The organism is Robertmurraya siralis (assembly GCF_005502275.1).
In the GTDB taxonomy this organism is placed as follows: Bacteria; Bacillota; Bacilli; order Bacillales; family Cytobacillaceae; genus Robertmurraya; species Robertmurraya siralis.
Genome location: NZ_SWLZ01000001.1, coordinates 1 through 23,231, shown reverse-complemented (window position 1 = coordinate 23,231; position 23,231 = coordinate 1). Strand labels below are relative to the sequence as shown.

The 23,231-nt window shown below is 38.0% G+C and carries 21 protein-coding genes; 3 read left to right on the top strand and 18 right to left on the bottom strand.

The window, feature by feature from the left end; genetic code table 11:
• Positions 1-55: 55 nt before the first annotated feature.
• The 3 genes from FCJ93_RS00100 to FCJ93_RS00090 all read right to left on the bottom strand — a co-directional run bounded on the left by FCJ93_RS00100 (position 56) and on the right by FCJ93_RS00090 (position 2,761).
• Entirely contained in the window at positions 56-1,021 is a 966-nt protein-coding gene (locus FCJ93_RS00100; RefSeq protein ID WP_095310029.1) for a BMP family ABC transporter substrate-binding protein, read from the bottom strand.
• A gap of 116 nt (positions 1,022-1,137) precedes the next feature.
• Positions 1,138-1,926: a hypothetical protein gene (locus FCJ93_RS00095; RefSeq protein ID WP_137742678.1), complete on the bottom strand. Its 789-nt coding sequence runs from the start codon at positions 1,924-1,926 to the stop codon at positions 1,138-1,140.
• A gap of 94 nt (positions 1,927-2,020) precedes the next feature.
• The gene (locus FCJ93_RS00090) at positions 2,021-2,761 is read right to left on the bottom strand and encodes a lipase family protein (RefSeq protein ID WP_137742677.1); all 741 of its coding nucleotides are present in this window, start codon (positions 2,759-2,761) and stop codon (positions 2,021-2,023) included.
• A gap of 376 nt (positions 2,762-3,137) precedes the next feature.
• On the opposite strand from FCJ93_RS00090, the gene FCJ93_RS00085 reads away from it, so the two are divergent.
• Entirely contained in the window at positions 3,138-3,329 is a 192-nt protein-coding gene (locus tag FCJ93_RS00085) for a YjzD family protein (protein WP_137742676.1), read from the top strand.
• Between the two features lie 194 nt (positions 3,330-3,523).
• On the opposite strand, the gene clpB is transcribed toward FCJ93_RS00085, so the two are convergent.
• Both clpB and FCJ93_RS00075 read right to left on the bottom strand, forming a co-directional pair.
• Positions 3,524-6,127: an ATP-dependent chaperone ClpB gene (gene clpB / locus FCJ93_RS00080; protein WP_137742675.1), complete on the bottom strand. Its 2,604-nt coding sequence runs from the start codon at positions 6,125-6,127 to the stop codon at positions 3,524-3,526.
• A 194-nt stretch (positions 6,128-6,321) separates the two neighbouring features.
• Positions 6,322-6,513: a YjzC family protein gene (locus tag FCJ93_RS00075; protein WP_095310019.1), complete on the bottom strand. Its 192-nt coding sequence runs from the start codon at positions 6,511-6,513 to the stop codon at positions 6,322-6,324.
• Between the two features lie 171 nt (positions 6,514-6,684).
• Here FCJ93_RS00075 and FCJ93_RS00070 point away from each other — a divergent pair, with 171 nt between their 5' ends.
• Positions 6,685-7,497 carry an undecaprenyl-diphosphate phosphatase gene (locus FCJ93_RS00070; protein WP_137742875.1) on the top strand — a complete coding sequence of 271 codons (813 nt, stop codon included), beginning with the start codon at positions 6,685-6,687 and terminating at the stop codon, positions 7,495-7,497.
• 206 nt (positions 7,498-7,703) lie between these two features.
• Here FCJ93_RS00070 and argF read toward each other — a convergent pair whose 3' ends face one another.
• From argF to argC, 7 genes are all read right to left on the bottom strand, one after another.
• Positions 7,704-8,663, bottom strand: a complete 960-nt coding sequence (gene argF, locus FCJ93_RS00065; protein WP_137742874.1) for an ornithine carbamoyltransferase — start codon at positions 8,661-8,663, stop codon at positions 7,704-7,706.
• A gap of 38 nt (positions 8,664-8,701) precedes the next feature.
• On the bottom strand, positions 8,702-11,782 hold the full coding sequence (locus FCJ93_RS00060; protein ID WP_095310015.1) for a carbamoyl phosphate synthase large subunit: 3,081 nt from the start codon (positions 11,780-11,782) through the stop codon (positions 8,702-8,704).
• Positions 11,775-12,857, bottom strand: coding sequence for a carbamoyl phosphate synthase small subunit (locus tag FCJ93_RS00055; RefSeq protein ID WP_137742674.1), 1,083 nt, complete (start codon positions 12,855-12,857; stop codon positions 11,775-11,777). The genes FCJ93_RS00060 and FCJ93_RS00055 overlap by 8 nt, the downstream gene beginning before the upstream one ends.
• A gap of 70 nt (positions 12,858-12,927) precedes the next feature.
• Positions 12,928-14,091, bottom strand: coding sequence for an acetylornithine transaminase (locus tag FCJ93_RS00050; protein ID WP_137742673.1), 1,164 nt, complete (start codon positions 14,089-14,091; stop codon positions 12,928-12,930).
• Positions 14,088-14,861: an acetylglutamate kinase gene (argB, locus tag FCJ93_RS00045; protein WP_095310009.1), complete on the bottom strand. Its 774-nt coding sequence runs from the start codon at positions 14,859-14,861 to the stop codon at positions 14,088-14,090. Before argB ends, FCJ93_RS00050 begins: the two co-directional genes overlap by 4 nt.
• 11 nt (positions 14,862-14,872) lie before the next feature.
• Positions 14,873-16,105, bottom strand: coding sequence for a bifunctional ornithine acetyltransferase/N-acetylglutamate synthase (gene argJ / locus FCJ93_RS00040; protein ID WP_137742672.1), 1,233 nt, complete (start codon positions 16,103-16,105; stop codon positions 14,873-14,875).
• A gap of 50 nt (positions 16,106-16,155) precedes the next feature.
• Positions 16,156-17,190, bottom strand: coding sequence for an N-acetyl-gamma-glutamyl-phosphate reductase (gene argC, locus FCJ93_RS00035; protein ID WP_095310005.1), 1,035 nt, complete (start codon positions 17,188-17,190; stop codon positions 16,156-16,158).
• A gap of 237 nt (positions 17,191-17,427) precedes the next feature.
• Between argC and FCJ93_RS00030 the strand changes: the two genes are divergently transcribed.
• Entirely contained in the window at positions 17,428-18,120 is a 693-nt protein-coding gene (locus FCJ93_RS00030) for a Crp/Fnr family transcriptional regulator (protein WP_095310003.1), read from the top strand.
• Between the two features lie 131 nt (positions 18,121-18,251).
• Here the strand turns inward: FCJ93_RS00030 and FCJ93_RS00025 are convergent, their stop codons facing one another.
• The 6 genes from FCJ93_RS00025 to FCJ93_RS25815 all read right to left on the bottom strand — a co-directional run.
• Positions 18,252-18,980 (bottom strand): YwiC-like family protein, encoded by a 729-nt coding sequence (locus tag FCJ93_RS00025; RefSeq protein WP_137742671.1) that lies wholly within the window; start codon positions 18,978-18,980, stop codon positions 18,252-18,254.
• A 115-nt stretch (positions 18,981-19,095) separates the two neighbouring features.
• On the bottom strand, positions 19,096-19,515 hold the full coding sequence (locus FCJ93_RS00020) for a respiratory nitrate reductase subunit gamma (protein ID WP_137742670.1): 420 nt from the start codon (positions 19,513-19,515) through the stop codon (positions 19,096-19,098).
• 111 nt (positions 19,516-19,626) lie between these two features.
• The gene (gene mobB, locus FCJ93_RS00015; protein ID WP_137742669.1) at positions 19,627-20,148 is read right to left on the bottom strand and encodes a molybdopterin-guanine dinucleotide biosynthesis protein B; all 522 of its coding nucleotides are present in this window, start codon (positions 20,146-20,148) and stop codon (positions 19,627-19,629) included.
• Positions 20,142-21,407, bottom strand: coding sequence for a molybdopterin molybdotransferase MoeA (locus FCJ93_RS00010; protein ID WP_137742668.1), 1,266 nt, complete (start codon positions 21,405-21,407; stop codon positions 20,142-20,144). Before FCJ93_RS00010 ends, mobB begins: the two co-directional genes overlap by 7 nt.
• 338 nt (positions 21,408-21,745) lie before the next feature.
• Positions 21,746-22,708 (bottom strand): methyl-accepting chemotaxis protein, encoded by a 963-nt coding sequence (locus FCJ93_RS00005; protein ID WP_170211175.1) that lies wholly within the window; start codon positions 22,706-22,708, stop codon positions 21,746-21,748.
• A gap of 434 nt (positions 22,709-23,142) precedes the next feature.
• On the bottom strand, positions 23,143-23,231 hold an 89-nt coding region (locus tag FCJ93_RS25815; RefSeq protein ID WP_170211189.1), incomplete at its 5' end, for an IS3 family transposase.

Here is a 23,231-nt window from a genome sequence, read left to right as displayed (position 1 = left end):
ACAGGCAGTTTTGTTTAAGAATGTAAAATTATCGATAAATTTCATAATAGCAATTTCAAATATTTTTTTTTGGCAACTTACCTGTTTCCTTATACGTATCGATCATTTTGTTAAGGGTATCGATAAACTCTTGATCGACTAGCGGACTAAATTCCCCTAATGAAATAACATCATCTTGAAAATCAAAAGTGAGATTACCTGATTCCAATTTCCCTTTGTTAAATTGTTCTGCCACCAATTCGTACAATGAGTCGACATGCTGAATCGTACTCGTCAATACAGTTGATTCACCTAAATCGGACTGATCAGAAATATAACCGATCGCATAAAGCCCCTTTTCCTTTATCTTTTCAATAACTGGAACGTTATAACCATCACCAGCAGGATAAATGACATCGACGTCGTTATGAAGCATTTCGTCTAAAAGTAACTGGGCACGTTCATCATCATCCCATTGCCATACAAATTTAATGTCCACTTCAACATCGTTGTTTGCGAAAACCGCTCCCTCATAAAATCCCTCGACCTCAGGCTGCCATTCATATGCAGCAATAATCCCCACATGATTTGTGCTTGTCATATGACCAGCGACCATTCCGCCAAAATAGCCCATAGCATAAGCATCAAAATTCAAGCTTGTCGTATTTTCCTGAGTCGCATTTCCATTAAAACTGACAAAATGAATATCCGGATATTCTTTTGAAAGCCTATTAAAATAATCAGCATACTCATTACCATGGCCAAAAATTAAATTAACACCTTTTTGATCAAATTCCTTTACAGCTCTTTGGACAACCGCTTCTGAATTCATGCCCTCTTTATAGTACACATCCACATTAAAGTGCGATTGGATTTTTAACATACCTTTATAACCTTTTGTACCCCAAACCTGATCATTCACGGTTTCCGGCACTAATAATCCTGCTTTTTTTAGTTCGCCTGTTCTTAATGTTTGTCCACACGCTGAAAGCGTAAAAAGGCATAAAAGAATCATCCCGAAACATGCTAATATCTTTTGCATTCTTTTTCCGCCTCTCAGATAAAATCGAAGATCAATCTTTCGTCCTAGTCGAAATGATGTAATCATTTTAATTCTACATTTATCAGGCATAATTGGGAAGAATTTTTTCTTTAACTCTACATTCCTAACGTTTCAATTATATTTTTCTGTTTTATTAATCCCATTTCAAATGATGTTGCTTGATGAACGATGACCTCACATCCATCGTCTCCCCTGTCAATTGTTCGAACAGGCACTTCTTCTATTTCTAAAAACTTTGCACACTTTTTCCAAGCAGCTGACACCGCATTTTTCAAAATATATCGTTTCTCGTCTTGCTCCATTAGCTTTAAAATATTGGCAACAACATCCTCAACGTATAAAGCATCAGCGGTCCACTCTCTTGCAGTCAACTTCCATTCATCTCTTTTTTTAACAAATGTTTGTTGAAAGAGGAACGCTTCAGACTGCCATGGTCCATATACGGTAGGTAAAAAAAATTCCTGTACGAACTGATTTTGTTTTTTTACAGACGAAATTAACTTTTCTAAATTATTTCTATTATCCTTAAATTCTTTATTAAATATGGAGAGAGGGAGTAAAAAAATGATTTTTTCGCGATTTTGCAGCAACAACTGATTTTCAATAAGCGCAACTAATTGCTCTTCATCCTCCCGCATAAAAAAATCATAATAATCCACGATCAGGGGCGCTGATTCAAAGCCTTCCCCATTGAAGGAATTAAACTTCTCCTCCAAAAAATTCGCATTCCTCCCAATTTGTAACCGTTTTTCTTCTATTAAGTATGATTCTTTTTTTTCTTTGTTAAAATGAACACCAACAACTTCCATTCCTTCTTCCAACATTTTCTTAGTAAAATGAAATCCCAAAAACTCAAATGTTCCAATCATAATTACCTTGTCCATAGCAAAAAGCCTCCCTGAGTAAACTCTTACTCCATCATATGCTGCGGGAGGCTTGATTATTTCAAATGACAATCGAACTAGTTTTAAGGATATTTTAAAGAATGCCTTCATGTGTTTTCATAAAGGTAATCATATAATAGTCCATCTGTGACTTCTTTTCAGGAAGAAGATAGCTGATTGTAATCGGCACTTCTTCGCTTTTCCATATCACGGAAAGATTCTTTAATAATGTTGATTGTTTATAGGCTCGATTTCCTGACAAAACATGAATAATTTTCGTCGGGATATCCGAATGAAATTGGGGACTGGCAAATTCAGGATTGCTTATAATTTCGATAATTTGCTTACTTTCCTTATCGAACGAATAGGAAAGCTCTTTTAATAATTTTTTGTAGAAAAACTTATGATCCTTCTCTTGCTCTAAATGATGCTTTAAAGATAAGACGGGATTTAATAATACAACAGAGCGTATATTGCCGTTCATTTCCTTAATAAGCTTTAGTGCAACTAAAGCTCCCATCCCTTCAGCTAAAATGTGTATTTTGCTATTAATAATTTCAGTGCGAATAATATATTCATATAGGCGCTTTGCCAAATTAACAGCTTTTTCACTTCCCCAATTTTTCCCATATAAATTTGAATAAAATACGGTGTACCCCGATTTCTTAAAACTCTCAATCAATCTTCGCTTCCCTTCATTTTGTGTCCAAAAACTCGACTTCTCATCAACATAATGACGTTCATCACCAATAATAAGGATACCGAAACCAGTAGGTTTTTCGGGATAATGAATCATGTTCCATTCGGTATCCAGCTTAAAGTTTCGGTGCTCCATACGAAAAACTCCTTCTGTGAATTTACTCTTATTAATGTATGAAGTTATGTTTAAAGTGAAAGGGGGTTCGCCCATATTTACATTATTTCTTTACGCTCTTTTTTGCAGTGCTATTTTTAACACCTTAATCGTTCGGTACCAAACTGGCTTCTTACATTCATCAACCTGATTCATCCCCGATATAGCTGCAAAAACCAATCGTGATAAAAAGCTGTGAAAGCCTGGCTATTTATTTACTTTCCAAACCCAAGCTAATATAAGGTATACAAGTAAATATGAAAGCGGTGCATCTCCTTTTACGTCAAAGTTTTACTTTATCAATTGGAGCCACTATGGTAGAATAAAACAGATGTTATTTAGGTAAGAGGTGATTACGGTGAAATACTTTTGGACTTTTTTCTGGACATTCGCTCTAGTTCAAATGTTAACGTACGTAGCAAGCTCAATGATCGGAGTACAATATGAGTTTGTAACTGGTGCCATCTTAGGCGTAGTGGCTACCATTTTTATTTTAATTTTGCCTGCCATTATTCCTAATGAACCAAGTGGAAAAGAAGGGATTCATTAATTAAGGTTGTTTTTTACAGCATTGCCTTGATGATGAATAAGTGAGAAGTACACGTAGCAATAGTACAGTCATACAACAGGCTCGCATGAAAAAGACAAGCCCTTAGTGGAGCGATCATTCTTTAAAGCAACATCTATACGCTTAGGGTAAAAAAGTCATCCTGATTTCAGAGGATGACTTTTTTGTTGCGATTTTTATCTATCAATGGTTGATAATTTGATTGTATCGTTTTGAAGAATGATTTGTACAGCACTATTTTCCCCAATGTGACCAGCAATAATTTCTCTTGCCAGCATCGTTTCAACATTTCGTTGAATAAAGCGTTTCAACGGCCTCGCTCCATACACCGGATCAAATCCATTTGCTGCAATATATTCTTTAGCACCCTCGGTTATGCTTAATTGAATTTGTTGAGCCTCTAATCTTCTCTGTAATTCTGCAATCAATTTTACGACAATCATTTTTATATCTTGCAATGACAAAGGTTTGAAAAGGATCGTTTCATCAACCCGATTTAAGAATTCTGGTCGAAAATGCCCTCTTAACTGTGTCATGACTTGATTTTTAACGTCTTCAGAAATGAACTCATCATTTCGATCTTCTAATAAAAAATTCGAGCCAATATTAGATGTCATAATAATAACGGTATTCTTAAAATCAACGGTTCTTCCCTGGGAGTCAGTTATCCGCCCATCATCAAGCATCTGCAGCAATATATTGAATACATCTGGATGAGCTTTTTCGATTTCGTCCAGCAATATGACTGAATATGGTTTTCTGCGAACAGCTTCCGTTAACTGACCACCTTCCTCATACCCGACATAGCCTGGAGGTGCTCCAACCAATCTTGAAACAGAATGTTTCTCCATATATTCAGACATATCAATGCGAATGATTTGCTCCTCACTATCGAACAAAGATTGTGCCAATGCCTTTGCAAGCTCGGTTTTTCCTACACCAGTAGGACCAAGGAAGATAAACGAGCCAATCGGCCTGTTCGGATCTTTTATCCCCGCTCTTGCTCTAAGAACGGCATCAGATACCAATATTACCGCCTCGTCTTGTCCGACTACACGCTCATGGAGAATTTGTTCAAGGCGCAACAGTTTTTCCCTTTCACCTTCCACAAGTTTTGCCAATGGAATGCCTGTCCACCTTGCAACAATATTGGCAATTTCCTCTTCTGTCACTTCTTCACGCAAAAGTCTTTCATCCGCTTGCTTACTTACTTCATCTTCCAACTCTTTCAATTCTCTTTCAAGGGACGGGATTCGTCCATGGCGGAGCTCAGCAGCTTTATTTAAATCATATTGATTTTCAGCCTCTTCTAATTCTCTTCGCAATCGTTCCAATGTCTCTCGCTTCTCTTGTACTTGTTGAATACTTTCTTTTTCAGCCATCCACTTGGCTTTCATTGAATTGGCTTTATCACGCATATCTGCAAGCTCTTTTTGCAAGGTAGACAATCTAGTTTTGCTTTGATCGTCTTCTTCCTTTTGCAAGGCGGCCTCTTCAATTTCTAATTGCATCACACGACGTGTAACCTCATCAAGCTCTGATGGCATTGAATCAATTTCTGTTCGAATCATCGCACAAGCTTCATCAACAAGATCAATCGCTTTATCAGGTAAAAAACGGTCTGAAATATAACGATCCGATAACATGGCCGCTGTTACAAGAGCGCGGTCATGAATATTTACCCCGTGATGGATTTCAAACCTTTCTTTTAAGCCACGGAGAATGGAAATCGTATCTTCCACATCGGGTTCCTGTACAAGGACTTGCTGAAAGCGTCTTTCGAGCGCAGGATCTTTTTCAATATACTTACGATGCTCATCTAAAGTGGTTGCGCCAATACAATGTAATTCACCACGGGCGAGCATTGGTTTTAACATATTGCCAGCATCTATGGCTCCTTCCGTTTTTCCTGCACCGACAATGGTGTGGATTTCATCAATAAAAAGGAGAATTCTCCCCTCGCTTTTTTTGATTTCATTTAGAACTGCTTTTAACCGTTCTTCAAACTCTCCTCGAAATTTAGCCCCAGCGATGAGTGAACTCATATCAAGTGAAAAAATCGTTTTATCCTTAAGTCCTTCCGGTACATCTTTCCGTACAATTCTTTGTGCTAATCCCTCGACAATGGCCGTTTTTCCAACACCTGGCTCACCAATTAAAACGGGGTTATTCTTTGTTTTACGCGAGAGAATCCGTATCACATTTCGGATTTCCCCGTCACGGCCAATGACCGGGTCAAGCTTGCCAGCCTTCACTTCCGCCACCAAATCTCTCCCATATTTATTTAATACATCGTATGTGGCCTCAGGATTTTGTGAAGTCACTCTTTGATTCCCCCTTATTTTTTTTATTTCTTGAAGCAAAGCATCATATGTGATCCGTTCATTCTTCAAAATTTCACCAATGCTAGATTGCTGATAAATCATTGAAGCAAGCAACACATGTTCAACGGAAAGAAATTCATCTTGAAGTTTTTCCATCTCCCGCTCCGCCTCAGTTAATAGTCTTTGCAATCTAGTTGTGATATAGAGCTTACCTTGCTCTACCCCACTTCCAGATACTTGAGGTTTTTTATGAAGCAATTCATTTATTTTTTGTTCAAATTTTGCAGAAGGAAATTGGATTCTCTCTAGAATAGCAGCGACAAGGCTCTCATCTTGCTTCAGTAAAGCTAAAAACAAATGGTCTTCATCGACCTCCTGATGCTCATTTGAAACGGCTAAAGACTGGGCACTAAACAATGCCTCTTGCATTCGTTCCGTCATTCTGTTCAAATCCATTTTAACTCCTCCTTTGACCTATTTTGACCTTTACTTCATTATAAGCCTTTTTCTGCATATGTAAAGCCACCCATTGAAGAGGGTGGCAAAGGTACATAAAATTTCTGAATTATAAAGTAAAATGACACCAGCCCATGAGTGGAGGGTGTTTAAATCAGCTTTATTACAATCACAAAGACGGATAGGTACGATGATCAACCTGAATCTCTAGGTTTTGTTTTGTAAGTCCAGTGGCGATTATGATTTGAGTTTTCAGGGAAGTGATCACCTGCTTTGAGTTTTATCTTTTTCGGATTCATGACACCATCGCCCTCTTCACCAATCTCTACATATATTCCATTGTTCGGCGCCTTTTGACCTGCACGAAATTTATGGCTCTGTCCCATAGATACTCTCCTTTCCTTTTTGATAAGATTATTATTTCCTTCCATGAATCTTTCATGAATCTCAATGAATGAAACTTTCTATTTTTCTTTTTCGTCTATACTTTACGTACATGAACGCGAATAGGTGTGGTATAGTAGAATCTGTGAATTTTGTTTAAAATCAGGAGGCATATTATGGATTTTTTTGAAATTGTTAAATACTTTCTTTTAGGACTTTTACAAGGTTTTACCGAACCGATTCCGATTTCATCAAGTGGGCATTTAGAAATTGCTGGTCATTTTCTAAACGTTGAAATTAAGGGATTAAGCTTTGCTATTCTTGTAAATACAGCATCATTAATCGCTGTCCTGATTATTTATCGCAAAGATATTTGGAGACTGATTGAGAATGGGCTTGCTTATGTCATAAGAAAAGAAGAATCAGCTAAATCAGATTTTCGCTTTATTATTTACTTAATCATTGGAACAATCCCAGCTGGTGTGGTGGGGATTTTATTTGAAGATTATATCTCATCGCATTTAACAGGCATTAAAGTTACAGGTGCTACTTTATTAATTACAGGGATTGCTTTGTGGCTTATTCGTAATCTACGTGGGCGTAAAAACGACGCAGATTTGACTATGCGTGATGCAATAATTGTTGGACTTGCACAGGCAGTTGCTCTCATCCCTGGAATCAGTCGTTCTGGAGCAACAATTGTTGCAGCGATGGGTTCAGGAATGAAGCAGGAAACTGCTTTAAGATATTCTTTTCTATTATATATACCCGTTAGTGTCGGTGGTATGATTCTTGGATTTAAGGATATATTGGGCGACGAGAATCTTGCTCAATTAGCATTGCCTTATACATTGGCATTTTTTGCTTCATTAGTTGCATCGTATTTTTCCCTAAAGTGGTTTATGAATATTATGGCAAGAGGAAATCTTAAATATTTTGCCATTTACTGTTTTATCGTTGGACCATTAGTATTATTGTTAACTTAGTTGTATTAAATCATTTTACAAAACATATTTTCATGGTGCTTGGCCATTTTTTAGTTCTTGTGCCTTTAATGGTAATCTTTTTTTAGTTTTTGAGCTGTATTGCAGATTACCCAGACGATAGACAAATAATAGAGCAGCCGACTGTTGGCTGCTCTATTATTTGCTTGACAGTATTGTATCTCAACAAGAACCATCTCATTGTGAAATTATTTTAAAATTTCCACTAATAATGCTTTCTGTACATGAAGTCTGTTGCCTGCTTGCTGAAATACAAAAGAGCGAGCCCCATCAATCACTTCTCCAGCAACTTCTTCACCTCTATGGGCAGGCAGGCAATGAAGGAATAAATAATCTTCCTTTGCTCCTGCAACAAGCTTTTCATTCACTTGAAAACCCTTGAAGTCAAGTAGTCTCTGTGCATTTTCAGCTTCTTGGCCCATACTCGTCCACACGTCCGTATAAATGACATCGGCTCCAGCAACAGCTTCTACTGGATCATTCGTGACCGCAATCGCTCCACCACTTTCAAAAGCAAATTTCTTTGCTAATTCAACAACTTTCTCTTTTGGCTCATAGCCAACAGGGGTCGCAACAACTAGATTCATCCCTGTTTTTGCTGCAGCAATCATCAAAGAATGGGCAACATTATTTCCGTCACCTATATATGCCATTTTAACCCTCTGCAATTTTCCTTTTTCCTCTTCAATCGTTAATAAATCAGCTAACGCCTGGCATGGATGATACAAATCAGTCAATCCATTAATAATCGGGATCGTTGCATGCTCAGCAAGCTCTACGACACGCTCATGAGAAAATGTACGGATCATAACAGCGTCAATATATTGTGAGAGTACTTTTGCTGTATCCGAAATCGGTTCTCCTCTACCAAGCTGCATTTCTTGGCCATTTAGATGAATCACTTGACCACCTAATTGCAGCATCCCTGCTTCAAAAGAAACTCTTGTGCGGGTTGAAGGTTTATCAAAAATTAATCCCAATATTTTACCTTTTAGAACAGGGGTCGCTTCTCCAGATAGATAGGCCGCCTTTAATTCCTTTGCTTTTTTTAACAGTCCTGTAATCACTGCAGGAGAATAATCAGCTAATGTTAGTAAATCTTTGCCCTTAATACTTGTGATTTCATCTTTCGCTTGTAATGATAACATCTTCACTTCCACTTCCTCTCCCATTTCACAACTCTTCCTCACACTTTAACAATTAATGAAGAATGCCAATCCTCCAATGCTTTTATCTCAAAATCCTTTACTTTTAAAGCTCGATTATACGCTTTAAGACTCTCCGGTTCAGTGAAGCTTATAATCCTCCTCTTCGTTGCATATTCACGCAATCGTTTATCTTCAAGCTCTTCCTTCGGATTAAAGTAGGCAATCGTCGGTTCCCCCAACAGCTCTTCACTGTCAGACACGACAAGTTCGAAAGGTTCAGCTAAATCAACGAGCTCAATATTTTCTTTCACCACAATCCTACCCGAAGGCCGAATTGCCTGATGGAAAGCTTTTCGCAAAGCTTCTCCCTCCGAGGTTCCTAAACTAATTCCTTCACCAGTGGAACGCATTTCCGCGCTAACCTTCGAATCCATCCCTTTTAAAGCATAATTAGAGAAGACAGGGTATTTTACACAAACAAACGGAATCGCCATTAAATTTTGTTCTTCATCAGCTTTCGACACTTTATATTTCCCAAGCAATATTTTTGTCGCTATTTGCACAAGCGGAACACCTGTTACTTTACTAACGATCGGTACAGTTCTACTAGCGCGAGGATTAACTTCAAGTACATAGACATCATCATCCTCAATGATGAATTGAATATTCATTAGTCCTTTATAATGCAAAAAGGTAGCGATTCTCTTTGCATAATCACTTATTTTCCCTCTAACTGTAGGTGATAGTCTTTGTGCAGGAAGGACAGATAAACTGTCGCCTGAATGAACTCCTGTTTTTTCAATATGCTCCATAATCGTAGGCATAATAATAAACTGTCCATCTGTGACAAGATCAACCTCTGCTTCGGTTGCATGAAGAAACTCATCTACTAAAAACGGGTAACGCGCCAGCCCCTTATCCATATATTCCTGCAATTCAATTTCATTTTGAATGATTTCCATTCCTTTTCCGCCTATAACGAAGGACGGTCTCAATAAAACAGGATACCCGATTTTCCCCACCGTTTTCACTAATTCATCTCCATTATGAACGATGTCTCCTTGTAAATGGGGAATAGCCAAATCGTCTAGTAGCTGATAAAAAAGTTTGCGATCTTCGAGTACATCAATAACATCTGATTTTGTTCCTAAAATATTTACATTCCACGCCTCAAGCTCTTTCGCTAAATTGATCGCTGTCTGTCCTCCAAGCTGGATAATACAATCAGTTACTCCTTCAGCATCGATCACATTTAAAATATCCTCCAGCATTAACGGTTCAAAATACAATTTGTCTGCTGTTGCAAAATCAGTGCTAACCGTTTCAGGATTATTGTTGATCATAATCGTTTCCACCCCTAGCTCTTTAAGAGCAAAGACGCCGTGAACGGAACAATAATCAAATTCCACTCCTTGACCAATGCGGATCGGCCCACTTCCAATAATGAGAACCTTTTGTTTAGAAGATGTAATTTGTTCATTTTCGCCAAAATAAGTCGAGTAATAATAATTTGATTTTGCTTCAAATTCTGCTGCACAAGTGTCGACCATTTTATAAGAAGGGACGATTCCATATTCTTGTCTTTTCATCCTTACAGCCTTTTCAGTTACGTTCCAGCATTTGGCTAAATAGCTGTCACTGAAGCCTTTTTCTTTAAAAAGCTGAAGTTCGTTTCTTGAAACTTGTGTAAAACTCGTGGCATCAATCATTCTCTCAATTGAAACAAGTTTTTTGAAATAGGATAAAAAGAAATGATCTATTTTAGTTATAGTATGAAGTTGTTCGATGTCATAGTCTCGGCGCAAAAGCTCCAATAAGATAAAAAGTCTTTCATCATTTTGTTGGAGTAGCTGCTCGATTAATTGCTCTGTGTTACTGCTAGATAAGCCCGGTAGCTGTAAATCCAGCACATCAATCTCTAAGGAATGGATCGCCTTAAGCAGTGCACGTTCAAAGCTCCGATCGATGCTCATGACTTCGCCGGTAGCTTTCATTTGTGTACCAAGCTTTCGTTCGATTTTTGGAAATTTATCAAAGGGCCATTTTGGTATTTTCACAACGACATAATCAAGCGCTGGCTCAAAGCTCGCAAATGTATCTCCCGTAACGGGGTTAATAATTTCATCTAATCTGTAGCCAACAGCTAGCTTGGCTGCCATACGGGCAATCGGATAACCTGTTGCTTTTGAAGCAAGAGCAGACGAACGACTTACCCTTGGATTCACCTCGATTAAATAATAATTTTTACTCCTCGGATCAAGGGCAAACTGAATATTACATCCACCAATAATCCCCAGTGCAGAAATAATCTTGATGCTTGCCGCGCGCAGCATTTGATATTCATCATCTGTTAATGTTTGTGACGGCGCTACAACAATTGAATCGCCTGTATGGATGCCAACCGGATCGAAGTTTTCCATATTGCAAATGGTAATACAAGTATTGGCTCGATCACGCATGACTTCATATTCCACTTCTTTAAAACCAGCGATGCTTCTCTCAACTAAGCATTGGTGAATAGCACTTTCCTGCAATCCACCTGAAACAAGCTGAGTAAGCTGCTCTTCATCTTCAGCGATTCCACCACCTGTTCCTCCAAGGGTATAAGCTGGTCTTACAATAATGGGAAAATCAACCTTCTGTGCAAATTGTTGCGCTTCTTCAACAGTGTGGACAATTTCACTTTCAGGCACCGGCTCTTGTAAATCTTTCATAAGCTGACGAAACGCCTCTCGATCCTCTCCTCTTTTTATGGAATCAATTGAACTTCCAAGCATTTTAACTCGATACTTCTCCAGAATACCTTGTTCACTTAATTGAAAAGCTAAGTTTAATCCAGTCTGTCCTCCTAATGTAGCCAATAACCCATCAGGCCGCTCTTTTTCAATAATTTTTTCTAACACATCCACTGTTAATGGTTCAAAATAAATGCGATCGGCAAAGTTAGAATCAGTCATGATCGTAGCTGGATTATTGTTGACGAGTATGACTTTGTAGCCTTCTTCTTTCAAAGCAATACAGCCTTGTGTACCTGCATAATCAAACTCTGCTGCCTGCCCGATAACAATCGGTCCTGATCCGATAACTAATATGGTTTCTATGCTGGTGTCTTTAGGCATATAATGCGGCACTCCTCTTGTTTTCAGTTATCATCTGTAGAAATTCATCAAAAATATAGTCGCCTTCTGATGGACCGGGATTTGCCTCCGGATGAAATTGCACTGTTTGCAGTGGCAAATCTTTATGAATTAAGCCCTCAACAGATTGATCGTGTAAATGATAAAACCTGCCCACTAATCCCGTTCCTTTTATGCTATCCTCATCAACCACATAACTGTGATTTTGAGATGACATAAATACTCTGTTTTTTTGATAATCCTTAATTGGATGATTGGCACCTCGGTGACCAAATAATAGTTTTTTCGTATTTCCTCCCAATGCTAAAGCAACAAGCTGATGTCCCAAACAAATGCCAAGTGTCGGATACGTTTCAACAAGCTGGCGGATCGTTGGCAATACGTCCTGCAGTTGTTTTGGATTCCCCGGTCCATTCGATAACAGAACCCCATCAGGAGCAATAGCCGTAACTGCTTTGTAAGATGTATTGTATGGGACAACCGTTACTTGGCAATCTCTTTTAAGCAGTGATGACAAAATTGAATTTTTTGCGCCGAAATCGATCAAGACAATATGAAGACTGCCTTTCCCATACGTTTTCATTAGTTTTTCTGACACATGTGAAACCTTTTCCGAATCTAATGATTGTCCGCCAAGTTCACTATTTTCTTGTTTCTTTGAAATAAGAGCTGGCATAGAACCATAGGCACGAATCTTCTTCACAATGGCACGCGTGTCAATATGAGATAGTAGAGGAATTTCCCACTTTTCAAGATACTCTTGAAGAGAGTAAGCTGCTTGATAATGGGACGTTTCCATATTGGCTTCATATACAACAACGCCTGCAACATGAGGTTTCTTGCTTTCAAAATCCTCCTCATTAATCCCATAATTTCCAATAAGCGGATATGTGAAAACAATAATTTGATCCTTATAGCTCGGGTCTGTCAGAACCTCTTGGTAACCGGTCATTCCAGTATAGAAGACAACCTCTCCCTCTATCTGCTGTATCGGAATATTCGTATTCCAGTTTCCTTCATATATATCTCCACTTTGCAAGTGTAAATATCCCTTCATAGCAAACACCTCAAACCTATACGTATATTTATATTCTAGATCACATATTTATGCATTTTCAGGATAAAAATTAAGCCTTTACAACAGGCTCTGCTATTGCTTCAACGACCTTTTTTAAATGAATAAGAAATTCATCAATTTCATGAATGGTTGCCGTTAATGGCGGCAAAAGCCTAAGAACATTTTCTCCTGCAGGTAGGGCAAGAACACCTTCTGTTCTTAATTCTTGTAAAATCGCCTGAATTGATTGTTTAAATTCGATTCCTATCATTAATCCTTTGCCACGAACTTCCTTCACTAAGGTGTTGCTTTGAAAAAACTTTGCTAACTGTGAGATTAAGTAATCGCCTTTATGTTCAACCTCTTTCAGAAAAACCTCATCAAAAATAATGTTCATCGTCGCATTTGCAGCCGCTATACTAATCGGATTACCGCCAAAAGTTGAACCATGGCTTCCAGGTCCAAAAAATGCTTTTAAGCTTTCCTTCCCCAAAACGGCACCAATCGGAACACCACTTCCCAAACCTTTCGCGGAAGTGACTATATCAGGATTTAAGGAAAAATGTTGAAACGCAAATGGTCTTCCTGTTCTCCCAATTCCAGTTTGAATTTCGTCAACGATAAGGAGGGCATTCTTTTCATGACAAAGCTTTTCAACTGCCTGTAAAAAGCTTTTATCCCCAACATGAACTCCACCTTCTCCTTGAATGATTTCTAACATCACAGCAGCGACATCGTCAGTGAATATTTCCTTTACAGAATCGATATCATTATAGGTTGCATAGGAGAATTTCTCCAGCATAGGCCCATATCCAGACTTGATTTTATCTTGACCTGTTGCTGACATTGTCGCAAACGTTCGTCCATGAAATGATTTCTTAAACGTAATAATTTTTGGCTTTCCTGTCGCCTTTCGTGCTAATTTAATTGCCGCTTCATTCGCTTCGGCCCCACTGTTTGCAAAGAATACCGCATCCATCTCAGCGGCCGTTGCCAACTTTTTAGCTGCTTTCTCTTGCTCACCACTAGCAAAAAGATTAGACACATGCCAAAACCGATTGAGCTGATGTTCAATCGCTTCCTTTACTACCCGAGGTCGATGACCGAGATTGCAGACACCAATTCCCGATGTAAAATCCAGATACTGTTTCCCTTCGCTATCGGTTAAATAGCTTCCCGCTGCATCAACAGGCTCTACATCCCAACGGGCATAAGTCGGAAATAAATAACTCATTTACATAACCTCTCTTTTCCAAGGATCTTTGTACCAAACCATTGCTCATTCTGATAAATTTTCTTCTTTCCAGTAACAATTCTTACGCTCTCAATTCCTTTTTGTAAAACGGACAACGCTGATGTGACCTTTGGGATCATCCCCCCATATATTTCACCCGAAGCGATGAGGTTTTCAACTTCTTCTGCTGGGAGAATTTCTTGGACTGCTCCGTTTACCATAATTCCTTCCACATCAGTGACAAATAAGCATTGTTCAACTTTAAGAGCATTAGCAACAGCTGCAGCTGCATAGTCAGCATTAACATTCAGCTTTATGCCAGCGTTCGTTATCGCAATTGGAGTGATGACAGGGATGATTCCTTGAGCTAAAATAGAGTCAATAAGTTCTCCATTCACTTCAGTAATTTCTCCCACATAACCTAATTCCTCCTTATTGAGATAGCATCCTTTTAGCAAGCCGGCGTCACTTCCATTTAAACCTAGTGCTGAAAGCTTATGGCTTTCTAACATATGAACAAGTCTTCGATTTGTCTTGCCTGCTAATACAAGCTCGACTACTTCTAATATTTCTGCAGTTGTTTTTCTTAATCCATTAACATACTCTGCCTGAACATTCAATTGCCCCAACATTTGATTTATATCGGGTCCCCCACCATGAATAATGACAATACGATAGTTTTGTTTCTTCAATTCTTGAAGACTTTTAAAAAATTCTGCCGATAATTCTTCAAGGGTACTGCCGCCACATTTAATTAATATGATCTTCATGTTTCGCTCCCCTATGTTCGATAGCTCGCATTAATTTTCACATAATCATAAGTTAAATCACAGCCCCAGGCGGTACCACTTCCCTCTCCCATATGCAAATCAACAAAAATCTCAATAAAATCTGCTTTTAAATACTCGCTTGCTTCTTCCTCAGAAAATAAAATGATTTCGCTTTTATCAAGCATCTTCACTGGACCAATCGATATCGTGATTTTATTTGCTTTTGCTTTCGTATCCGCTTGCCCGATCGCCCCAATAATTCTTCCCCAGTTTGCATCGGCTCCATATATAGCTGTTTTCACAAGATTTGAACCCACAATTTGTTTTGCAATCTTACGTGCATCCTCCTCATCGTATGCCCCTGTTACATGTACCTCTACAAGTTTTGTAGCACCTTCACCGTCTTTGGCAATTTGCTTTGCTAAGCTTTCACAAGTTTTAGTTAAAAGCTGAATAAATACTTCCCATTCAGGATGTGATGGTGATAGCAATTGATTTTCAGCCAAGCCATTTGCCATTACAAGAACCATATCATTTGTTGACGTATCCCCATCAACGGTAATTTGATTAAAGGTATAATTAGTAACTTCTTTTAAAGCTGCATGCAAGTTTTCAGAAGTGATATTTGCATCGGTTGTAATAAAACCAAGCATTGTCGCCATATTCGGATGAATCATTCCAGAGCCTTTCGCAGCTCCACCCATGTGAACGATCTTGCCGTCGATTTCAGCTTGAAAGCCACACTTTTTCATACATGTATCTGTCGTTAAGATAGCCGTCTGGAAGTCCATTGCATTGGTGGAAGCATTCCCTAACTGAATTTGCTCGATTCCTTTCTTAATTTTATCCATTTTCATATATTCGCCAATGACACCTGTAGAAGCAACAGCGACTAAAAATTCATCCACCTGAACTTTATGTGCGGCTAATTCCCTCATCTCATAGGCATCTTTTAAACCTTGTTCTCCTGTACAAGCATTGGCGCAAGCGCTATTGACAACCACTGCCTGCAATTTACCACTATGGCTTATGCTTTCTTTCGTGACAGCTATTGGTGCGGCTTGAAAATCATGTAAAGTATAAACTGCCGCACTCTCAGCAGGAACTTCACTAAAAATCATGCCCACATCTTTTTTAGCATATCTTAACCCTGCATGAATTCCACCTGTATGAAATCCTTGTGGTGATAAAATACTCCCATTCTCAATTTCTATTATTTTGGCCACCTTTGTAAGTGTTTCCACCTTTTTTCCTCCTTATGATTATTTCTTTTCAAAGCTATTTCTTCGCCAATTTACGGATAGAGAGGCAGCATTTCTAAGCCTGTAGCCGGATTTAAACGATTGAGAATATTCGCATTTTGAACAGCCTGACCTGCTGCTCCTTTCATTAAATTATCAATGACAGAAACGATTGTTAATCTTCCTGTGCGCTCATCTACATTTAAACCGATGTCACAGTAATTTGAACCTTGCACTTCTTTTACAGCTGGATAGTTTCCATGCGGTCGAACTCTTACAAACGGTTTTCCCTTGTAAGCTTCCTTATACAAATCAACAAGCTGCTCTGTACTCGATTGTGCTCGAAGCTTAACATAGATCGTTGTCATGATTCCTCTCGTCATCGGTAAAAGATGGGTACTAAATGTAATCGGTTCAATGTTCTCATCCCATTCGAGTAGCTGTTGTTCGATCTCTGGTGTATGCTGATGTTCATTGACCTTATAAATCTTAAAATTTTCATTCACCTCTGCAAACAAGGAGGCTTTTGACAATGATTTTCCAGCACCAGAAGTACCTGATTTCCCATCAATAATAATGGAGTCAGGAACAATTAATTTTTCTTTAGCCACTGGTGCTAATCCTAATAGGACAGCAGTTGCATAGCATCCGGGATTCGCAATAAATCTTGCTTTCTCGATTTGTTTTTCATTCCATTCACTTAATCCATAAACAGCTTCTTCTACAATGGACTGATCGGCTCCTGTTTTTTTATACCATGCTTCATATTCACCTGGTTCTTTTAATCTGAGATCTCCAGATAAATCAATTACTCTTATATTGTGATGAAGAAATTGTGCAGCTAGCTTACTAGAAACCCCAGACGGAGTCGCCAGAAATACAAGATCACTGTTTAGTGAAATTTCCTCCACATCAATCTTCTCTAATTGTTTCCCTAATACTTGATAAAGATGGGGATACTCATGCCAGATTGGAACCTCATCCTTTGTAGAATGAATCGATTGTATCTTGAATACAGGATGATGATGCAATATTCGAAGTAGTTCAACACCACCATACCCTGTCGTTCCTATTATTGATATCTTCATCCTTTATCCCTTCCTCATCAAAATTATGTATATTTAATCACTTTTATTAATTTTTATTAATTTTATGTTGTTCTTATTATAAGAACTCATATCTCTAAAAGCAACCCGTTTTGATAAATTAATAAAAATATAGGTACGATTAACCGGAAGTGCTTTAAATTGGTTGACTATACATATGTTTATTTCTAAACTGTTTGTAGGGAGAAGTTTTTTTGCCTCACAGAAGGGGGTAATAGCATGCAAGCATTTACGAAAGTATCGAACGAGCTTCAATCCCTTTTAGAAACAGTCCATCATATTCGTAAAATGGAAAAGGGGACATATCTGTTTCAAGAGGGCAGCAAAGCAAAGGAGCTATTCGTTGTGATCAACGGAAAGATACAAATGAGCAAAATGATTCCAGACGGACGTGAGTTAACATTAAGAATGGCTTCTGCAGGAGATCTTATCGGTGAGCTCTCTCTGTTTTGTTCTGCCCAAACACATATGCAAAATGCAAAGGTAATAGAAAGTGGAGAAGTAGCCGTTATCTTCAAAAATGATTTAGAAAAAAAACTCGGGGAAGATCACGCCATTGCCTTAGAGTTTATGAGATGGATGAGTCAAGAACATCGCAAATCCCAAACAAAATTTCGCGATCTCGTTTTACATGGCAAAAAAGGGGCCCTCTATTCAACGTTAATTCGTCTTTCAAATAGCTATGGCATACACACAGATGCAGGAATTATCATTAATACATCGCTAACTAACCAAGAATTGGCCAATTTTTGCGGAACCTCCCGTGAAGTGGTTAATCGCCTATTAAGTGAGTTGCGTAAAGCAGACATAATCAGCATTGACAAAGGAATTATTACAATCCACGATTTAGATTATATAAAACTTGAAATTGATTGTGAAAATTGCCCTATCGATATTTGTAACATCGAATAGCTTAGCTTATAACAGCAAAAAATCGGTCTCAATTCAAAAATGAGACCGATTTTTTGCTGTTAAGTATTTTGGCTCATTTCGTGTGAGGCCAAGATTTCACACGAAATGAGCCAAACTTCACTATATCATCACTATTGTTTAACAAAACTAATCGCAAAAATAATCACGATAAAAAATAGAACGGAATTGACAATTTCAAGAATCCCGACTTTTTTCATTGAATAGGGCTTACCGTAAAAATATATTGCTCTTACCAAGCTTGGAACGTATGCAATAGCCACTATTGAAAAACCAATAAGGAGAAAACAAATCGGAACTAATCCATGATATATCCAGGAAATCCATTTATATACTATATTTTTCTTTTCTCGAATCATTGTTTTTACATAAAAAGTAGAGCCGATGAAAAATAGTATTGATGTAATAAAGACTAGAATGGTGGCTTCATTGATTTTCCCATTTGCTAAAAATCCACTTGCCAAGCCACCAATCGCAAATACAATGATAGCACTAAAATCATTCCATAATGCCCGATCCTGCTTCCTTTTCGAGAAATATAAATTAACAATAAAAAACGGTAGCATCAACAAACCAAATATAGCGATGGAAGGTCTCGTCACGAAAGGGATCATCAAAAATAAGAATGCTGGAATTAAATAAATGAAAGTCCACTTTCGATAAAAGGAAACATTTTTTCCTTTTGCCATTTGCAGCATTGGAAACGTTGCTAAATATAACAGCAACCATCCGCTAAATAAAGGGATGTGCTGCCAGATAAAACCAGATGCTACGACTGAAAGCCAAAATGGTATGATTAACATGGCCCAAGCGCCATGCTGCTTTGGTAAAAATAATTTCATTAAAAAAGCACTCCTTTCTTTTCCTATCATAACTATATCGAGACAAGAAAAGAAGTGGAGTGAATGACATCACATATATAAAATTTGACACACAATGTTCATTTTAAGCCAGTTCTCATTGATTTCGACCAATTCCTTTAAAAAGTTGTATTGGCCTTGATAATAATCCGATATATTTAGAGAACGACAAAGCCAGCAATAATGTCAACAATAATAGGAAATGTGTGCGCGACAAAAAAGAGATACTGCCAATTAAATCGAGATCAGGCTGCAAATATATTAAGCTTCTAACCCAATAAAAGAGCTTCTCTGGCTCATTCGTCATACTGTAGAAGGCAATGACACCGAAACCTGAAAGAAAGCTTAATACCATTAACACGAGAATCATTCGATTGACGATCGCACCTAGCTTATAAAGAAACTTCATTTCCTCTTGTACCGAAGGCCCATTAACTCGCCAGATCAGCGCCATTCCCAAAACAGCTACTACGACATACGGATAGATTAACCATATGATTATTTGCAGTAAATCCATTTTTCTCTCTCCCTATCGCTCATAAAAGCCCTTACAAATATAGTAGTAAGATTCAAGGGAGAACACAGTGACAAAAGTTACGTTTTTGACAATTTTTTTAACATTTTTCGACTATTTTTTGAACTGCAAATAGTTGGCTAACCATTCATATCCAGCAGGATCATTGATAGAGAAACCTTTTATGTCTGTCATATTTTTGCTTGCTTCCAATAATTTCTCATCCCAATAAAAAATTACACGAATATTGTCAAGCTTCAAAAGTATTTCTACATCGGCTTGAGTTCGAATTAAAACTGCTTTTGGATATGGTTCTCTCTTATGCCCTTCGATTAATATAAGATCAGGACGAAAATAAGAAAGGAGGTGCAACTTCTCCTCAAGAGACCAATGGCTTTTTTCCGCATGCAACAGCAAATGTCCATCACCTTCTACAAGAGAAGCAACGGCACCAGCTTTCAAATGCTGATGCGAGTCCTTCTCTTCTTGAAAATCTGGTTTTCCGCCATGACCATGATGCTTTAATGTCACAATCGAGAGATTACTCTGCTGCAATTGTGAAAGCATTCTCTTGATAAAGGTTGTTTTGCCACTATTTTGATAACCTACTATTTGAAAAATAGTAGCATCTACCATGGCCACTCGCTTCCTTCATGATCTTCAAGCATGAGTACAGCTACTTCATCTCCAGCCGAAAATCCTCTCGTCCCACCTGGGAGGACGGTTAAAGAATTGGCCCCTGCTAAACTCATGACGATATTTGATTTATCCAAACCACTTGGGGTGACAATTAGCTTCCCGTCTGACACCGATAATTTACTTCGAACAAAACGAGTAAATGGATTTGCTTTGGGAAAATCGACATCAAGTATTGCTTTTTCTTTTCGGAGATGCGGTTTTGGCGAGAAAAGCATTTTCCGAATCACCGGTCTGGCAAAAAGCTCAAACCCTACATAGCAAGCAGACGGATTCCCTGATAAACCAAATAGAATCTTGCCGTCCAGCTCCGCTACTGTTGTCACACTTCCTGGGCGCATGCTTACTTTATTAAATAAAACCGAAGCATTAAGTTTTTCATAAATAGCAGGTAAATAGTCAAAATCTCCAACAGAAACACCGCCTGTTGTCACAAGCAAATCTACTTTATTTAGCGCTTCCTTTACTGCTGTAAAACAAGTATCAAAATCATCTGGAAGTGTACCGAAATATAAAACATCTGCACCAGCTCTTTCAATTTGTGCACTTATCATATACGAATTGCTATTCCGAATCTTCCCGGGCTGTAGCGGCTCATCTACAGATAATAATTCCGTCCCGGTTGCAAATAACCCCACCTTCGGCTTCTGTGCAACATGAACCTTCGCATAGCCAAAAGTAGCAAGCATCGCTTGAATGCCTGGGTTTATTTTTGTCCCTTTCTCTACTAAAACTTCCCCTGTTCGGGCATCTTCACCACGGCGAGAAACATTTTCGCCAGGACGATGCTTACGCTTTGTACTCATGTAGGACTTGCCATCTTTAATATAATCCTTTGCAAGCTCCAGCATGACAACACAATCACAAGACTCTGGCATTTGTGCTCCCGTCATAATTCTAACTGCCTGAAATGGACCAACGTTTTTATTTGAGACAAGTCCAGCTCCAATATGATCAACTACTTCAAATTCTATCGGATTATCGCGGTTCGCCTCCACAGTATCGATTGAACGCACTGCATAACCATCATACGGAGCCCGATCGAAATGAGGTACATCATTTGTTGCCAGCAAGTCTTCTGATAGAAAGCGCCCATAGCTTTCATTTACTGAGACATACTCAGATTTTCCTTCAATATTAATTGCCATAATACGAGAAACTGCTTCTCCAATCGGGATTGATTTTCTAAATTCCACCATCTCAACCACTCCATTTATGTACGTTAATTTTTTTATTGAGTCTCATTCATACCGGCTTACTTAACCTATATTTGCTAAATATGCCTCATAAAATTCATGACTGTATACTCTCTATTATAATCGTACATAAATGTGTTCTACAGGACAAATATCACAATATTGTGAGAGTGAAGGTTTTTATTATTTACAAGTTAAAAACGATGTTACTGACTAGATTGACGATGAATTTGATGTTACCTAATCCATTTAATCTTGCACTTAACTTTTCACCATTTTCATCAAGAGAAGTTGAACTCTGATTGCTTAAAAAAATCCATTCGTTCCTAACAAAATAGCTATTATCCTAGTTCAAGCCCCTGTTTTTTCAAGTGATTTACACCATTCGCCAGTTTGTCATCGACTATTTGAGCATCTTCTATATGCTTTACAATCAAGCCTTCGATTTCTTCAAAAATCCGACTTGTTAAATTCATTTCCTTTAATGTATTTTCACAATAACTATTTTGACTAGCGATAATGTCACTTGCATCACCCACCATTGTTTTGACGTGATCAATAATTTTTACCACTTCAGTCATTTTTTCTGTTGTTTTTTCACTTAATTCTATTCCAGAATGAACAAGATCAAAGCATTCTTTCGTATTATCGACTGCCTTTTCAATATCACCTTGAAAACTCTTCGTCAGTTCCATAATATTATGTGAGCTTGTTGACGTTTCTTCCGCAAGCTTTCGAACTTCTTCAGCCACAACTGAAAATCCTTTTCCATATTCTCCCGCCCTTGCTGCTTCAATTGATGCATTTAAAGCAAGCAGGTTCGTTTGCTCTGCAATTCCTTTTATTAAATAGACAATGTCGTCAATTTCTTTTGAACGCTTTCCTACTGTCATAATAGAGTCCATATTGGTTTTAATTTCCCCACCAAGCTTTTGCATTAAACCTTCTAAATCCTTAACAATCAATTGGCCTTCCTCACCGCGTTGCTTGAGTATGTCGGCAGATTGATGCAATTCTCTTCCTGTTTCATTTAACTGATTCGCACATTGACCTGAACTTGTTACCAATTCGCTGACTGTTTCGAAATGACCTTTAATTTGTTCCACTAGAGCTCCAAGTAAACCATGCTGCCCATTCACGGTTTCATGCTGTTCAATCGTTGTAACCAGCTCTTCTTGAAGCTCATTCATCAATAAGGTCAGCACCTCTTCTTTCTCCCTTACCGTTTCATGCAAATTATTTATTTCATCTTTCAATTGTTGATTCTCCATCAATAATTTTTTCATCTGGCTGCGTTTAAACATCCTTGCTTCCTCCGTTCTGCGAAAACATCTCTGTCTTTCATTCATCATGGCACATTATAAAAATGACCTAAGTGACATTGGTCACATATTTTATCAGAGCCATTTAACGAAATTTGAAATTTTCCTGATTTATATAATCAGGTCTATATTCCTATTCTGATTGAAAAACAAAAGTGCATTTTTGAAAATTAAAGGTGTGGATTCATTCGAAACAATAAAGAGCATTTTCTGACGGCTCCTCATATCTGAATTAGGGAAAACTGGTAATCAATCTAATGACTTATCAGATAAGAAAGAGCTAATACCTTTTCAATAAAAATTGATTTTCACTTAACGGAAATATTCATGACAACGAGTTTTTTCATTGCTTAAACAACAAAAAACTGACTACAAAAAGTCGTTTTGGTGGTGACCCCACAAAGTTAGAGTTTTTATTAAGCAGCTGATTGGCTGGTTTGAGTTCGGTATTGTATTGGACTTAAACCAGCCAATTTTACTTTTATACGCTTATTATTGTAGTAAT

Excerpts from the sequence above, each read along its gene's own strand:
- FCJ93_RS00005 (WP_170211175.1), bottom strand. The coding sequence starts at position 22,708 with ATGTTTAAACGCAGCCAGATGAAAAAATTATTGATGGAGAATCAACAA.
- FCJ93_RS00075 (WP_095310019.1), bottom strand. The coding sequence starts at position 6,513 with ATGGGACAGAGCCATAAATTTCGTGCAGGTCAAAAGGCGCCGAACAAT.
- FCJ93_RS00090 (WP_137742677.1), bottom strand. The coding sequence starts at position 2,761 with ATGGAGCACCGAAACTTTAAGCTGGATACCGAATGGAACATGATTCAT.
- FCJ93_RS00050 (WP_137742673.1), bottom strand. The coding sequence starts at position 14,091 with ATGAGTTATTTATTTCCGACTTATGCCCGTTGGGATGTAGAGCCTGTT.
- mobB (WP_137742669.1), bottom strand. The coding sequence starts at position 20,148 with ATGGTAGATGCTACTATTTTTCAAATAGTAGGTTATCAAAATAGTGGC.
- argB (WP_095310009.1), bottom strand. The coding sequence starts at position 14,861 with ATGAAGATCATATTAATTAAATGTGGCGGCAGTACCCTTGAAGAATTA.
- FCJ93_RS00060 (WP_095310015.1), bottom strand. The coding sequence starts at position 11,782 with ATGCCTAAAGACACCAGCATAGAAACCATATTAGTTATCGGATCAGGA.
- FCJ93_RS00025 (WP_137742671.1), bottom strand. The coding sequence starts at position 18,980 with ATGAAATTATTTTTACCAAAGCAGCATGGCGCTTGGGCCATGTTAATC.
- FCJ93_RS00030 (WP_095310003.1), top strand. The coding sequence starts at position 17,428 with ATGCAAGCATTTACGAAAGTATCGAACGAGCTTCAATCCCTTTTAGAA.
- argF (WP_137742874.1), bottom strand. The coding sequence starts at position 8,663 with ATGTTATCATTACAAGCGAAAGATGAAATCACAAGTATTAAGGGCAAA.
- FCJ93_RS00055 (WP_137742674.1), bottom strand. The coding sequence starts at position 12,857 with ATGAAGGGATATTTACACTTGCAAAGTGGAGATATATATGAAGGAAAC.
- clpB (WP_137742675.1), bottom strand. The coding sequence starts at position 6,127 with ATGGATTTGAACAGAATGACGGAACGAATGCAAGAGGCATTGTTTAGT.
- FCJ93_RS00010 (WP_137742668.1), bottom strand. The coding sequence starts at position 21,407 with ATGGTGGAATTTAGAAAATCAATCCCGATTGGAGAAGCAGTTTCTCGT.
- FCJ93_RS00020 (WP_137742670.1), bottom strand. The coding sequence starts at position 19,515 with ATGGATTTACTGCAAATAATCATATGGTTAATCTATCCGTATGTCGTA.
- argC (WP_095310005.1), bottom strand. The coding sequence starts at position 17,190 with ATGAAGATATCAATAATAGGAACGACAGGGTATGGTGGTGTTGAACTA.
- FCJ93_RS00100 (WP_095310029.1), bottom strand. The coding sequence starts at position 1,021 with ATGCAAAAGATATTAGCATGTTTCGGGATGATTCTTTTATGCCTTTTT.
- FCJ93_RS00095 (WP_137742678.1), bottom strand. The coding sequence starts at position 1,926 with ATGGACAAGGTAATTATGATTGGAACATTTGAGTTTTTGGGATTTCAT.